The organism is Streptomyces sp. TAA040, assembly GCF_000424845.1.
In genome coordinates this window covers 44,557-59,611 of the sequence record NZ_AUKR01000013.1, presented here as the reverse complement: position 1 = coordinate 59,611, position 15,055 = coordinate 44,557, and the positions used below count along the sequence as shown (strand labels likewise).

At 74.9% G+C, this 15,055-nt stretch carries 8 protein-coding genes; 1 reads left to right on the top strand and 7 read right to left on the bottom strand.

The window, feature by feature from the left end; genetic code table 11:
- Positions 1-112 precede the first annotated feature (112 nt).
- The 4 genes from nudC to H300_RS0113280 all read right to left on the bottom strand — a co-directional run bounded on the left by nudC (position 113) and on the right by H300_RS0113280 (position 8,988).
- Entirely contained in the window at positions 113-1,054 is a 942-nt protein-coding gene (gene nudC / locus H300_RS0113295; RefSeq protein WP_028427824.1) for an NAD(+) diphosphatase, read from the bottom strand.
- A 342-nt stretch (positions 1,055-1,396) separates the two neighbouring features.
- Positions 1,397-4,870: a UvrD-helicase domain-containing protein gene (locus H300_RS26695; RefSeq protein ID WP_078515964.1), complete on the bottom strand. Its 3,474-nt coding sequence runs from the start codon at positions 4,868-4,870 to the stop codon at positions 1,397-1,399.
- A gap of 60 nt (positions 4,871-4,930) precedes the next feature.
- The gene (locus H300_RS0113285) at positions 4,931-8,344 is read right to left on the bottom strand and encodes an ATP-dependent DNA helicase (protein ID WP_051270033.1); all 3,414 of its coding nucleotides are present in this window, start codon (positions 8,342-8,344) and stop codon (positions 4,931-4,933) included.
- A gap of 242 nt (positions 8,345-8,586) precedes the next feature.
- A complete protein-coding gene (locus H300_RS0113280; protein ID WP_037980225.1) occupies positions 8,587-8,988 on the bottom strand; it encodes an MGMT family protein in 402 nt (133 codons plus the stop codon).
- A 119-nt stretch (positions 8,989-9,107) separates the two neighbouring features.
- On the opposite strand from H300_RS0113280, the gene H300_RS26690 reads away from it, so the two are divergent.
- Positions 9,108-11,795 (top strand): lysylphosphatidylglycerol synthetase family protein, encoded by a 2,688-nt coding sequence (locus H300_RS26690; RefSeq protein ID WP_051270014.1) that lies wholly within the window; start codon positions 9,108-9,110, stop codon positions 11,793-11,795.
- Between the two features lie 111 nt (positions 11,796-11,906).
- Here the strand turns inward: H300_RS26690 and moeZ are convergent, their stop codons facing one another.
- The 3 genes from moeZ to H300_RS0113260 form a co-directional block, all read right to left on the bottom strand.
- Positions 11,907-13,085 carry an adenylyltransferase/sulfurtransferase MoeZ gene (gene moeZ, locus H300_RS0113270; protein WP_028427821.1) on the bottom strand — a complete coding sequence of 393 codons (1,179 nt, stop codon included), beginning with the start codon at positions 13,083-13,085 and terminating at the stop codon, positions 11,907-11,909.
- Between the two features lie 67 nt (positions 13,086-13,152).
- Positions 13,153-13,905, bottom strand: a complete 753-nt coding sequence (locus H300_RS0113265; RefSeq protein ID WP_028427820.1) for a spherulation-specific family 4 protein — start codon at positions 13,903-13,905, stop codon at positions 13,153-13,155.
- Complete coding sequence (locus H300_RS0113260) at positions 13,893-14,810, bottom strand: NAD-dependent epimerase/dehydratase family protein (RefSeq protein ID WP_028427819.1); 918 nt, start codon at positions 14,808-14,810, stop codon at positions 13,893-13,895. The genes H300_RS0113265 and H300_RS0113260 overlap by 13 nt, the downstream gene beginning before the upstream one ends.
- Between the last annotated feature and the right edge of the window lie 245 nt (positions 14,811-15,055).

The window sequence follows — 15,055 nt, the reverse complement described above, 5'->3', positions numbered from 1 at the left end:
GCCGGACGTCCGCCGCCCGGACGCCGTTCCGGCGGCGGATGAGCCGCCATCGGGAGCGCCGGGGCCTGGCCCCGGCGCTCCCGATGGCGTTCGGTCGGACGAGACGGACCGGTCAGACGAGCGGCCGGGGCAGCGGCTTGCCGTACCAGAGCTCGACGAGTCGTGCAGCGATGGAGATACCGGACGGGGGCAGTACCTCCCCGGTCTCGATCGCGGTGCGCAGCTCGTCCCGTGAGAACCAGCGGGCTTCCTCGATCTCGTCCCCGTCGACCTGGATCTCCGGCGAGGTCGCCCGGGCCATGAAGCCCAGCATGAGGCTCGACGGGAAGGGCCACGGCTGGCTGGTGACGTACTCCACCTCGCCGATACTGACCCCCGCCTCCTCGAACACCTCCCGGACGACGGTGCGTTCGATGGACTCCCCGGGCTCCACGAACCCGGCCAGCGTGGAGAAACGGCCCTCCGGCCAGTGCACCTGACGTCCCAGCAGTGCGCGGTCCCGCTCATCGGTGACCAGCATGATCACCGCGGGGTCGGTCCGCGGGTAGTGCTCGGCGCCGCAGGCCGGGCAGCGCCGGATGTGCCCCGCGGCGGCGATCACCGTGCGCTGGCCGCAGCGGGAGCAGAAGCGGTGCAACCGCTGCCAGTTCTCCAGCGCCACGGCGTGCGCCATCAGGGCGCAGTCGCGTTCGGAAAGCAGCGCCCCGGCCTCGCGCAGCCCGGCCGGGCGGGCGAGGTCGTCCATCCGGCCGGGCAGGGTGTCCTTCTGGAGCGCGAAGTAGCGCACCCCGTCCGCGTCGGACCCCAGATAGTACCGGTGGGCCTCGGTGAGCGGCGCGTCGAAGGACGGCATCGTCACCAGTTCGGTGCGGTGGTCCTCGGTGTCCAGCACGAGGACCTGCCCGCTGGAGACCACGAAGCACCGGGTCGAGGGATGGCTCCAGGCGGCGGCCAGCCAGACCTCGTCCAGCCGGTGGTGGGCGCCCCGGTCGATACCGCCGTCTCCGGCGAGTGGTACGGGCGGGCGGGTGGCGCGCTCGGTCCAGGTGGTCACTGCTGTTTCCTGCTCCCCTTCGTCGGCTGTGAGGACGCGTCGTCTGCTGTCGGGCACCGCGTCGGCGGTGCGGGCACCGGTGACGGAGGCGCGGGGCGTGCGGGGGCTGCGGGGAGGGCGGCGGCCACCGGGGCGCCGTCCCCGGCACCCGAGGAGGCACGGGCCGTCGGCCGGCCGCCGCCGGGCGTCGGGCGCTGCCGCGGGGCGTGACCTGCGGGGCCCGGCCGAGCCGGGACCGTCCGCGCGTACCACCACCCCGCGCGGCCGGGAAGGCGCGGGACGCGCGCGCTCCGGACGCGATCGTGGACAGCACTGTCCGGGGTGATGCTCATGCATATGAGCCTATCCGCCGCCGGCGGGGTCCGACGCATCCGCACCCCGTGGGCCCCGGGGCGCGGTGGGCCGCGTCGGCGGGCCGGCGTCCGACGCGTCCGCCTCTCCCTCGCCGGTCGTGCCCGGGGCCGTCCCGGCACGGCCGGTGAGCAGCAACCGCTCCAGTCCGGCCCGGTCGGGCAGGTTCCCGGGACGGACCACTTCCCCGGTGCGGACCTGGACGAAGGCCGCCCGCACCGCCGACAGCGGCAGTCCCTCCTGCTCCGCCCAGGCCAGTCGGTACACGGCGAGCTGCAGGGGGTCGGCGCTGTGCGTGCGGCCGGTCTTCCAGTCCACGATCTCGAAGCCGTCGCCGTCCCGGTACACCGCGTCGATCCGGCCGCGGATCATGCGGCCGGCCAGGGGCAGCTGGAACGGCGCCTCCACCCGGTACGGCGTGCGGCGGGCGTACGGGGTGCGGCTGAACGCCTCCTTGAGCGCGCTCAGGTCCCGCTCGTCGGCGATCTCCGCCGGCAGTCCGTCGGCGCCCTCGGCGCCGGGCAGCTCGTCCGGCCCCAGCATCGGCAGGGCAAGGGTCTCGAAGCGCGACTGGACCCAGGCGTGGAACCGGGTGCCGCGGCGGGCGGCGGCAGGTTGCGGCGGCCGGGGCATCGGCCGTGCCAGGTCGCGGGCGAACTGCTGCGGGTCGGCGGCGAGCCGCAGCACCTGCGAGGCGGTGAGCGTCGGAGGGACGGCGACCTCCCGCACCGTCTCCCGGGCCCGGCGCAGCTCGCCCGCCAGCGCGTCGAGGTCGCGGTCCCAGGAGGCGGCCAGCCGCTGCTCCTCGGGGGTGAGCGCCGCCCCCTTCCCCGGCGCTTCCTCGCCCGGAGCCCCCTCCTCCGCCGGTGCGTCGGTTGCGGCGTCCTCGGCCGGACCCTCCGCCGGGCCGTCGGCGGGGTGCCGGGGGCCGGGAAGCTCGGCGGCGGCGCGGAGTTCAGCCATCCGGGTGAGCACCGCGTCGGCGGCGGAGCGGCGGCGGGCCAGCGCGCCGGGGTCCAGCGGCATCGGCCAGGCCCGCTCCTCCTCGGGCTCGGCCAGGGCCGGATTGCCGGCTGCGACGGCCTCCTCGTCCGGTTCCTCCGCCCAGTGCTCGACCTCGCCGGACGCGGGGTCGCGCTCCAGTCGCTCCCGCATCCGCTCCAAGAACGGGGAAGGGCCGCGCGGCTTCTTCTGGCTGGGCCCCCACCAGTGCCCCGAGGCCAGGAGCAGACTGCGGGGGCGGGTGAAGGTGACGTAGCCGAGCCGGAGCTCCTCGGTGGCCTGGTGGCCCTTCAGCTCCGCGTCGTACCGCTTGCGGGCGGCGGGGGTCCAGGCGTCGAGCCCGGGGAGCGTGTCGGCGTCCCCGCGCAGCGGGTGCGGCAGCACCTTGGCGCGGGAGAGCCAGGAACTCTGCCCGCGCTCGCTGGGGAACTGGCCCCTGACCAGGCCGGGCACGGCGACCACGTCCCACTCCAGCCCCTTCGACTTGTGCGCGGTGAGCACCTTCACCGTGTTCTCACCGCCGGGAAGGGAGCTGTCCAGGCCCTTCTCGTACTGCACCGCGGTGCGCAGGAAGCCGAGGAAGGCCAGCATCGTCGTCGAGCCGTCAAGTCCCGCGAACCCGGCGGCCAGGTCCAGGAAGGTGCCGAGGGTCTCCCGGCGACGGGCTGCCAACGCCTGTGGGGAGGCGGAGAGCTCCACCTCCAGTCCGGTGACCGCGAGCACGCGGTGCAGCACGTCCATGAGCGGGTCGGCGAGGTGCCGGCGCAGCTCCCGGATCTCGGCGGCCAGCCGGGCGAACCGCACCCGGGCCGCGGCCGAGAAGGGCAGTCCGTCGTCCGGCCCGGCGGACGCCAGGAAGGTGTCCAGCGCGTCCGCCAAGGAGATCACCTCGGCCGGGTCGGTGCCCTCGACGGCCGCCGCGAGTCTGCGGTCGGGGTCCGCCTCGGGGCCCTCCGGACCCGGCACCAGCAGGCGGGCGCGGCGGCCGAGCAGCGCGAGGTCGCGCGGACCGATCCGCCAGCGCGGGCCGGTGAGCAGCCGGACCAGCGCCGCGTTGGCCGTGGGGTCCTGGAGGACCTCGCAGGTGGCGACGAGGTCCGCGATCTCGGGCAGGTGGAGCAGGCCGGAGAGTCCGACGACCTCGACCGGCAGTTCCCTGGCCGCCAGGGAGCGGTGGATCTCCGCGAAGTCGGACGCACCCCGGCACAGGACGGCGATCTCCCCGGGCGGGGTTCCCGTCCGGACCAGATGGGCGAGCGAGTCGGCGAGCCAGTCGAGTTCCCGGGCGTGGGTGTCCAGGAGCGCGCACCGCATCAGCCCGTCGCGCTCGGCGCCCGGCGCGGGGCGCAGCGCGGCGACGCCCTCGTGCCGGGCGCGCAGGTCGGTGGCCAGCTCGTTGGCGAACGCGAGCAGCCGACCGCCGCTGCGCCGGTTCTCGCTGAGCGAGTACCGGCGGGCGGGGCTGCCGTCCCGCAGCGGGAAGTGCTCGGGGAAGTCGTCGAGGTTGGCGACGGAGGCGCCGCGCCAGCCGTAGATGGCCTGGCAGGGGTCCCCGACCGCGGTGACCGGGTGGCCGGTGCCGCCGCCGAAGAGCCCCGCGAGCAGGATGCGCTGGGCGACCGAGGTGTCCTGGTACTCGTCGAGCAGGACGACGGAGAAGTCCTGCCGCAGCGTGCGGCCCACCTCGGGGACATCGCGGGCGAGGCGGGCGGCGAGAGCGATCTGGTCGCCGAAGTCGAGCAGGTCCAGCCTGCGCTTGCGGGCCCGGTACTCCTCCACGAGGCCGAGCAGCTCCAGACGGCCCTCGGCGGCCTCCGGGACCCTGCGCAGCGCCTCGTTGCTCAGCCGGACCTCGCCGCTGTCCCGCAGGTGCCGCACCAGCCCGGTGTCGTGGCGGCGGAGCCGGTCGGGTGCCACGAGATGCTCGGACAACTCGCCGTCGAGGGCGAGCAGCTCCTCCACCAGAGAGCCGACCGAGGTGGTCAGAGCGTGGAACGGGCCGGGCGCCTCCCGCAGCACGGAGGCCGCGAGCTGGAAACGGGTGGCGTCGGCGAGCAGCCGGGCGCTGGGTTCGAGGCCGATCCGCAGCCCGTGGTCCTTGAGCAGCCGGCCGGCGAAGGCGTGGTAGGTGGAGACGACCGGTTCGCCGGTGTCCTCCTCCTCGCCCGGAAGCGGATCGGTGTCGACCACCCCGGCCCCGACCAACGCCCGCCGGACCCGTTCGGCCAGCTCGCCGGCAGCCTTGTTGGTGAAGGTGAGGCCGAGCACCCGCTCCGGGGCGACCTGGCCCGTTCCGACGAGCCAGACGACGCGGGCCGCCATCACCGTCGTCTTGCCCGAGCCGGCGCCGGCCACGATCACCTGGGGCGCGGTGGGGGCCGTGATGCACGCCAGCTGCTCCGGGGTGAAGGGGACCCCCAGGAGCTCCTTGAGCTGCTCGGGGTCGTCGAGCCGTGCTGCCACAGGTGAGACCGTAGCGGCAGGCACCGACAATGCCCGCATCCGCCTCCGGCCGGCGAACGGTCAGTCCACCACGTGCCGGCCCTCGGGCCGGGCGCTGCACGCCGCGCGAAACGTGCAGAAGGTGCAGTGCTGGCCCGGGGACGGGGTGAACCGCTCGTCCAGGACCCGGCCGGCCGCGGCGCCGAGCAGCGGGCCGACCCAGTCGCCGTCCGGCCGGCCGCTCAGCGGTTCCTGCCGCTGCACCGCGGGCAGTTCCTCGCCGCCGTCCTTCGCGGCTGCCGCCAGTCGCAGGTGGACCAGCTCCGCTCCCCCCAGGAGCGCGACGGTCGGCTCCGCGTCCGCCGCCTCGGCCGCGTCCGGCCCGCCTCGCCCGGGGGGCGGCTCCGCGGCGGGGTCGCGCGGGACGTCTCCGGGCGGGGCGGTGCTCACCGCGAGCTGGTAGACGCCGAGCTGCGGATGGTGTTCCACCTCCCGGGCGGCGGGCTTGTTCCGGCCGGTCTTGAAGTCGACCACGTAGGTGCGTCCCGTCGCGTCCTGCTCGATCCGGTCCACGCTGCCGCGGATGCGCACCTGGAACCCGCCGGCGGGCAGGGTGACGTCGAACTCCTGCTCGGTCGACACCGCGCGGCGCCCGTCGCGCTCCCTCACGTGCCACTGGAGGAAGCGCTCCAGGGCCTCGCGGGCGCTCTCCTTCTCCTGCCGGGACTTCCACGGCGCCTCGAACGCGAGCGCGTCCCACACGGTGTCCAGCCGTTCCCTGAGCACCGCGAGGTCCGCGGGAGTGGTGCCGGTGGCGACCTCGTCGGCCAGGACGTGCAGGACGTTGCCGAAGACCTGCGCGGTGCCGGCCGGCTCCTCCGCCCTGACCTCGCGGCCCAGGAACCACTGGAGCGAGCAGGTGCCCAGCTGGCCGAGCGCGCTGCCGGACAGGGCGAGCGGCTGCGCGCGGTCGCGCAGCGGCACCTCGCTGCGGGTCGGCTCGTACAGCCCCCACCACCGCTGCGGATGGGCCACCGGTACGAGCGCGGCGCCCTCCTCGTCCCGCAGCGCGCCGAGCCGGGCGAGCCGCTCCACGGCCGCCTCGCGCAGCGCCGGGGAGGACGCCGGGTCAACGGTCGCGGCCCGCAGTTCGGCGACCAGGGCGGCGACGGACAGCGGGCGGGGCGGACGGCCGGCGACGTCGATCGCCTCCACGCCGAGTTCGGTGAGGAAGCGGGACGGCTGGTCGCCGTCGTCGGCCGCCGCCCGCACCGCCGTCACCACCAGACGGTCCCGGGCGCGGGTGGCCGCCACGTAGAACAGCCGGCGCTCCTCGGCGAGCATCGCCCCCGGCGTGAGCGGCTCGGCGAGCCCGTCCCGGCCGATGCGGTCGGCCTCCAGCAGCGAACCCCGCCGGCGCAGGTCCGGCCACAGGCCCTCCTGGAGACCGGCCACCACGACGAGCCGCCACTCCAGCCCCTTGGCCCGGTGGGCGGTCATCAGCCGCACCGCGTCGGGACGGACGGTGCGGGCGGCGAGGGTGTCCGCGGCGATGTCCTGGGCGTCGAGCTCCTCCAGGAAGTTCAGTGCGCCGCGCCCCCCGCTCCGCTCCTCGGCGCGTCCGGCCACCTCGAACAGTGCGCACACGGCGTCGAGGTCGCGGTCCGCGTTGCGCCCGGCTGCTCCGCCGCGCCGGGCCGCGCGCTCCAGCCGCTGCGGCCAGGGCGTCCCGTCCCACAGCTCCCACAGTGCCTGTTCCGCGGTGCCGCCCCCGGCCAGCAGCTCGCGCGCCTTGCGCAACAGCCTGCCGAGCCGCTGCGCGCCCCTGGCGTACGCGGGGTCGTGCGCCACGAGGCGCTCCGGTTCGGCCAGGGCGAGAGCGAGCAGCTCGTCGGACGACCGCGGGACCCGACGCCCGGCGGTCCGATCCTCCTCGCGCAGCGCCCGGCCGAGCTTGCGCAGGTCGGCGGCGTCCATGCCGCCGAGCGGCGAGGAGAGCAGGGTGAGCGCCGTCCCGATGTCCGGCACCCCCGGGGCGGCCCCGGAGCCGACGGTCGGCTCCTCGGGCCCCCCGACCGGTTCCCGTTCCGCTTCACCGGACGGCGGGTCGGCGGCCGGGGGCGGGCTGCCGCCGGCCGACGGTCCCGCGTCCCGCCCGCCGTCGACCGCGGCCCCGGCGACGGCCCGGAGGGCGGTCAGCAGCGGGGCGACGGCGGGTTCCAGGCGCAGCGGCAGGTCGTCCCCGGCCACCTCGACCGGGACGCCGGCCGAGGTCAGCGCACGACGCAGAACGGGCAGACTACGGCCGCCCGCGCGGACGAGCACCGCCATCTCGGACCACGGCGTCCCCTCCTCCAGGTGGGCACGGCGCAGGAGGTCGGCGATGTGGTCGAGCTCGGCTCCCGGCGTGGGACAGGTGAACGCCTGGACCCGGCCGCCGGGCCTGGTGGCCGTCAGCGCGCGGTGCGCCCGTACGTCCGCGGCGGGCAGCCGACCGAGCGGCATCCGCGCCGTGACCCTGCGGGTGGCGTCCAACAGCCGGCCGGCCGAGCGGCGGTGCGTGGTGAGGACGGCCAGCTTCGCGCCGGGGAAGGTCTCACGGAAGTCGAGGATGCCGTTCACGTCCGCGCCGCGGAAGGCGTAGATCGACTGGTCCGGGTCGCCGAACGCGACCAGGGAGGCGGAGCCGGTCAGGGCCCGCAGCAGCCGCACCTGCGCGGGGTCGGTGTCCTGGTACTCGTCGACGTAGATGACGTCGTACGCCCCGGCCAGCCGACCGGCCGCTCCGTGCGGCTCCGGCCGCTCGGCGAGCAGCACCGCCCGGTGCACCAGCTCCGCGTAGTCGAGCACGCCCTGCATGTCGAGGACGTCGAGGTACTCGGCGAGGAAGGCCGCGGCGGCGGACCAGTCGGGCCGGCCGGTCCTGCGGGCGAACCCGGCCAGTTCCCGCGGGCCCAGACCCAGCTCCCTGGTGCGGGCCAGCACAGCCCGCACCTCGTCGGCGAAGCCCCTGGTGGTCAGGCAGGCGCGCAGGTCGTCCGGCCAGCCGGCCCGGCCGCGTCCGTCGCCGGCCAGCTCCTGCTGGCCGGCGAGCAGCTCGCGGATGTAGAGGTCCTGCTCGGGGCCGGACAGCAGCCGGAGCGGCTCGGCGAACAGCTCCGCGTCCTGGTGGGCGCGGACGAGGGCGTAGCAGTAGGAGTGGAAGGTGGTCGCCTGCGGCGCTCCGCCGGGCATCCGCGCCGCCATCCGGTCGCGCAGCTCGACGGCGGCCCGGCGGCTGAAGGTGAGCACCAGCAGGCGCTCCGGGTCGGCGCCGCGCCGCACCCGTTCGGAGACCGACTCCACCAGCGTGGTCGTCTTGCCGGTGCCCGGACCGGCCAGGACCAGCAGCGGTCCGGGGTCGTGGTCAACCACCGCGCGCTGGCTTGCGTCCAGATCAGGGACACCCGCCCGACCCGGCGGCGTACGCACCAGACGGTACGCATCGGACTTGATGGAGGAACTCACGTGGATCGCCGGCCCTGGGGTCTGTGCTTGGTGATACCGACGGTACGCCAGACGGCACCCGAGTCGCAGCGCCTCCCGGTTGTACTCCGTACGGACCGGTCGCTGCGTTTCGCGCGCCCCGATGACGGAAGCTGGTGTCTGTGAACCGCTCACTCCCCGTCCGCGCCGCGGTGCCCCGGACGGTCACCGCCCCGCGCCCGGCGGCCACCGTGCCGTGCCGCTCCCGCGCCTCAGTCCGCGGGGCCGTCGGCGCCGGGCCCGCAGCCGTCCCAGCGCGCCCGGCGCATGTCGAGCCGCCGCGGTCCGCCCTCGCGCGCCGCGGCGCGCAGCGGGGTGCCCTCGGCGCGATAGCGGGCCAGCGCGCGCTGCTCGCTGCCCGGGAGGGGGCGACCGTCGGCCCGCACCACCCGCCACCAGGGGACGGCCGAACCGTAGCGGGACATCACCCCGCCGACCTGGCGGGGTCCGCCCTCCTCCAGCCACTCGGCGACGTCCCCGTAGGTCAGCACCCGGCCGGGCGGGATCCGCTCCACCGCCTCCAGCACCCGTTCCGCGTACTCCGGCAACCCGGGCGGTCCCTGCGGGGGCGACGTACTGCCGGAGGCGTCCGGCCGTTCCGTGGGGGAAGTCATAGGGGGCATGCTGCCGCACGGCGCCGACAGCCGGCCGCGGGGGGCGCGCCGCGACCGGAGGCACCCCTGATGCCGCGTCCACCGCGGGACGCATGCCACCATCTTTCGGGCGGTGAGGCGTGATAGGGGACAGAAGAGAAGAAGCCGGGGAGCAGTTTTGGGCGTCCGGAGGGCCGGAGTCCGACCCGCCGGCGCCGGCAGGTCCGGACGAGGACGGTTCCGAGCGGCTGGACGGCGACGAGCCGCTACTGTCGGCCCGCGCGCACCGGCCCTCGGACCTGCTGCGGTTCCTGCTCGGCGCGCTCGGCATCGCCGTGCTCCTGGGCATCGCCTACGTCGCCCACGGCACCACCGCGGGCATCGAGCAGGACATCGACAAGGGCGCCGGGCAGGCGCCGCCCCTGGTGATCAGCATCGGGGCGTTCGTGTCCAGCATCGCGGTGCTGATCGTGCCGGTGGCGTTCGCCGTGGAGCGGCTGATCAAACGGGACGGGCTGCGGATCGCGGACGGGGTGCTCGCAGCCGTCCTGGCGCACGGGATCTCGCTGGCCACCTCGCTGTGGGTGGCGGACGGGGCGCCCGCCGCGATCCAGGAGGCGCTGATCAAGACGTCCCCCTCCGGGGGGCTGACCGACCCGGTGCACAACTACCTCGGTCCGGTCATCGCGTACATGACGGCCGTCGGGATGGCCCGCCGCCCGCACTGGCGGGTGCTGCTCTGGGTGGTGCTGCTCGCCGACGCGCTCTCCGTCCTGGTCAGCGGCTACATGACGACGGTGGCCATCCTGCTGACCGTGCTGCTGGGCTGGACGGTGGCCTACGGCACGCTGTACGCCGTCGGCACCCCCAACGTCCGCCCCACGGGGCAGAACCTGCTCGCCGGCCTCCGCAGGGTCGGCTTCCGCCCGGTCAGCGCGCTGCGCGCCGAGGAGCCCGGCACCGCGGAGCGGGCGGACAACGACCGCGGCCGCCGGTACCTGGTGACCCTGGAGGAGGGGGCGCCCCTCGACGTGACGATCGTGGACCGGGAACAGCAGGCGCACGGGTACTTCTACCGCGCCTGGCGCCGGCTGGCACTGCGCGGGATCGCCCAGCGGCACAGCCTCCAGTCGCTGCGCCAGGCGCTGGAGCAGGAGGCCCTGCTCGCGTACGCGGCCATCGCCGCGGGGGCCAACGCCCCGAAGCTCATCGCCGCGTCCGAGCTGGGCCCGGACGCGGTGATCCTGGTCTACGAGCACGTCGGCGGCCGCCCACTGGACGCCCTGCCGGACGACGAGATCACCGACGCGCTGATGCTGACCGGCTGGAAGCAGGTCAGCGCGCTCCAGTCCCGTCGGATCGCGCACCGGCGGCTGAGCGGCGACGCGCTGGTGGTGGATCGTTCCGGCGCCGTGTTCCTGACCGACCTGCGGGCCGGCGAGATCGCCGCCGGCGATCTCAGCCTGCGGATGGACATCGCCCAACTGCTGACCACCTTCGGGCTGCGCGTGGGTGCCCGGCGGGCGGTGCGCGCGGCCGTGGAGGCACTCGGCCCGGACGCGGTGGCGGACAGCCTGCCGCTGCTCCAGCCGATCGCGCTCAGCCGCACCACCCGGGCGACCCTGCGCCGGCTCGGCAAGGAGCGGGCCACCCGGGAACGCGAGCGGGTGCTGGCCGCGTCCCGTGCCCGCAAGGAGGAGCGGGAGCAGACGTCCCCCGCCGCCAGCGGGGACGCGGGGCGCACCCTGGCCGCGAAGCGGGACGAGAAGGCGGCGCGGCACGCCGACAAGCGCGCCCTGGACGAGGCGATGTCCGAGGCACGCGAGGAGGACCTGCTCACCCAGATCCGGCACCAGGTGCTCCGGATCCGGCCGCAGGCGGCCGTAGAGCCGGCCAGGCTGGAGCGGATCCGGCCCCGCACCCTGATCACCTTCATCGCCGGCGCGCTGGCCGCCTACTTCCTGCTGTCCCAGCTCAGCCACGTGAACCTGGGCGATCTGGTGCGGGACGCCGAGGGTGGCTGGGTCATGGCGGCGATGCTCTTCTCCGCCCTCTCCTACTTCGCCGCCGCGCTGAGCCTGCTCGGCTTCGTGCCGGAGAAGGTCCCCTTCCTACGGACGGTCGCCGCGCAGGTCGCCGGCTCCTTCGTGAAGCTGGTCGCCCCCGCGGCGATCGGCGGCGTGGCGCTCAACACCCGCTTCCTCCAGCGGGCCGGGGTGCGTCCCGGGCACGCAGTGGCCAGCGTGGGGGCCTCCCAGCTCTTCGGACTGGCCAGCCACATCACACTGTTGCTGATCTTCGGCTATCTGACCGGCAAGGAACAGGCCCCGTCCATCCCGCCCTCCCGCACGGTCATCGCAGGACTGCTGACGGCCGCGGTGCTGGCCCTGGTCGTCACGGCGGTCCCGGCGCTGCGGAAGTTCGTCTCCACCCGGGTGCGCTCCCTCTTCGCCGGCGTGGTGCCGCGGATGCTCGACGTGGTGCAGCGCCCGCGCAAGCTGCTCAGCGGAATCGGCGGCATGCTGCTGATGACGCTGGCGTTCGTGATGTGCCTGGACGCCTCGATCCGGGCCTTCGGCGGCAGCGCCAGTTTCGTGGTGGTGGCGATGGTGTTCCTCGCCGGGAACGCGCTGGGGTCGGCGGCCCCGACGCCGGGCGGGCTCGGGGCGGTGGAGGGCGCGCTGATCGTCGGGCTTACCACCATCGCCGGGCTCGGCACCGCCACCGCCACCTCGGCGGTGCTGCTCTACCGGGTGCTGACCTTCTGGCTGCCGGTCCTGCCGGGATGGCTGGCCTTCACTCGCCTGACTCAGCGCAAGGCGCTGTAGGCGGGGCGGAAGCGGGCCGGAGCGGAGAGCGCCCCGACCCGTGCGGGGGGGCACGGAAAGGGGCCGGGGCGCAGCACGCACCCCGGCCCATCCGCACGCTCACCGTACGGTTCAGTAGATCGGCTTGTCCGGTTCGATCTGGTTCACCCAGCCGACGACTCCGCCACCGACGTGGACGGCGTCGGAGAAGCCCGCGTTCTTCAGCACGGCGAGGACTTCCGCGGATCGGACACCCGTCTTGCAATGCAGGACGATCTTCTTGTCCTGCGGAAGGTCCTGGAGCGCGGCGCCCATCAGGAAGTCGTCCTTCGGGACGAGCCGCGCTCCCGGAATCGAGACGATCTCGTACTCGTTGGGTTCGCGCACGTCGATGACGTCGATGTCCTCCCCGGCGTCCATCCACTCCTTGAGCTGGGTCGGAGTGATGGTGGCACCCGCCGCGGCCTCCTGCGCCTCGTCGGACACCACGCCGCAGAACGCCTCGTAGTCGATCAGCTCGGTGACGGAGGGGTCCTTGCCGCACACCGCGCACTCCGGGTCCTTGCGGACCTTGACCTGGCGGTAGGTCATCTCCAGCGCGTCGTAGATCATCAACCGGCCGAGCAGCGGGTCTCCGATGCCGATCAGCAGCTTGATCGCCTCGTTTACCTGGATCGACCCGACCGAGGCGCAGAGCACACCGAGCACGCCGCCCTCGGCGCACGAGGGGACCATGCCGGGGGGCGGGGGCTCCGGGTAGAGGCAGCGGTAGCAGGGGCCGTGCTCGCTCCAGAACACCGAGGCCTGGCCGTCGAAGCGGTAGATCGAGCCCCAGACGTACGGCTTGTTCAGCAGCACGCAGGCGTCGTTGACCAGGTAGCGGGTGGCGAAGTTGTCCGTGCCGTCCACGATCAGGTCGTACTCGGCGAACAGCTCCATCACGTTGGTGGAGTCCAGCCGGTCCCGGTGGATGTTGACCGTCGTGTAGGGGTTGATCCCCAGCACGGTGTCCCGGGCGGACTCGGCCTTGTGCCGACCGATGTCCGCCTGGCTGTGGATGATCTGGCGTTGCAGGTTCGACTCGTCGACCTCGTCGAACTCGACGATGCCGAGCGTGCCGACGCCCGCGGCCGCGAGGTACATCAGCGCGGGCGAACCCAGGCCGCCCGCACCGACGCAGAGGACCTTGGCGTTCTTCAGCCGCTTCTGCCCCTCCATCCCCACGTCCGGGATGATCAGATGGCGGGAGTACCTGCGGACCTCGTCGACGGTGAGCTCGGCAGCCGGCTCGACCAGGGGTGGCAACGACACGGAGACCTCAGCAGTGGGTTGGTAGGAACGTACGGTTGTCCTCCGCTCAACACTGCCACGCCCCGTCTCATTCCGAGACACCCGGTCCGATCTTCGAGACGACAGCGTCCCAGTGACCGGGCAGCCCCTCCCAGGGGTCGAGGCCGGCCCGAGGGGTCCGGTCGGTGAAGTACACGGTCCCCGCCCCCTGGAGGCGGGCGACGTGCAGCGCTTCGTCCAGGCACCCACGCGGGACCCCGTGCACCTGGTGGCAGAACCTGTCCGGTGGGTGGTCGGCTGTCCACGGAGCGGTCGGCGACCGACGGTAGTCCGTCCAGGACCCGCGGAAGGTGACGAGCTGGTCGGCGAGTTCCGCGTACCCCGGGTGCGGAGGGTGGCCGCCGTGCGCCAGCACCAGACGGGGCACGGGACGCCCGCTGCCACCCAGGCCCCGCAGGGCGGACAGGACCCGGCCGGTGCCCGCGCGGCCGGCCCGGTCGCCGGGCGGGCGGGCCAGGTAGAAGCCGTCCACCCGGTACCAGTCCAGGAAACGGCGGGCGTCCGCGACGAGTTCGCCGGCCGGACGGGCGCCGGTCCGCAGATCGAGGTGGCCCAGCACCCGTACGCCAGCCTCCCGCAGTCGGGCGGCGACCGTGAGGCAGCGCGGGTCCGGCATCCCGCCCGGCCCCCGTGCCACGTCGAGCACCACCCAGTGCAGCGGCAGACCGGGCCGGGACAGCTCCGCCCACTCCACCGGCGCGACCAGCGGGTGTGCCCATCCGGGGACCCCGACGCCGAGTCGGCCGGCGAGCGGGGCCCCGGCCGGTGTCAGATACGGCACGCGGCCTCCATCCAGATGTCCGCCAGCGACTCCTCCAGACCCGTCCGCGGCCGCCAGCCCAACCGGTCCCGGGCGGTCCGCACGTCCGCCTGCTGCCACGTCCCGCAACCGTCCGGGTAGGGAGCCACCGGCGGTCCGCCGCCGAGGTGCGGCTCGTCCAGTTCGTGGATGGAGCCGCTGTACCCGGCCACCCTCGCCAGCACCGACGCCGCGTCGCGCAGCCGGACGGCGCGCCCGGTGCCGATGTTGACGACCCCCTGGGCCGCCGAGAGCGAGGCGGCGTGCACCGCGCGGGCGACGTCCCGGACGTCCACGAAATCCCGCTGCACCCCGAGACCGGCCAGCTTCAGCTCGTGGTCACCGTGCTGCATGGCCCGGCGCATCGACTCGGCGAGCCGGCCCAGCGGCGAGCCGGCCGGAGTGCCGGGGCCGGCCAGTGAGAACACCCGGAGCACGAGGGCGTCCAGTCCGGACCCCAGCACCAGCTCCGTCCCGGCCAGCTTGCTGACCCCGTACGGACCGCCCGGCCGGGGCACGGCGTCCTCCGCCGTGGACGAACCCGGCTGCGACGGCCCGTACTCCGCGGCGCAGCCCAGGTGCACCAGCCGGGCATTGCACCTGCTGCGCCGCAGCGACTCGCAGACGGTGGCGGCGGCGACGGTGTTGTGCCGGGTCAACTCGCGCGCACCGCCGCGGATCGCGCCGGCGCAGTTGATCACCACGCCCGGGTGCACCGCGTCCAGGAACCGGGCCAGCGCGCCCGGGCTGCCGGTCGAGAGGTCGAACCGTACGTCGGCGTCGTCCCGCCGGCCCAGGGCGGTGAGCTGCACCGCCGGGTCGGCGAGCAGCCGGTCGGCCACGTAGCGGCCGAGGAAGCCGTTGGCTCCGAGTAGCAGAACCCTCATCGTGCCTCCTCCGTCGTTGCCGAAGTGCCGGCGTCGATTCGAGCGGTCATCGGTCTTGCTCCTTCACGGGATCTCCTCCCGCGCGGGTGCGCGGGATCGGTCGGGGTCGGGGCCCGGGTGGGGTCCGGGGGTTGGGTGGGGTCGGCGCGCGGGCACGGACGGGAGCGGTCGGCGCGCGGCAGCGGTCGGCGGCCGGGCGCGAAGGCGCCGCGGGTGCGGCGGCGGGGGCGCGCGACGGGCGGCCG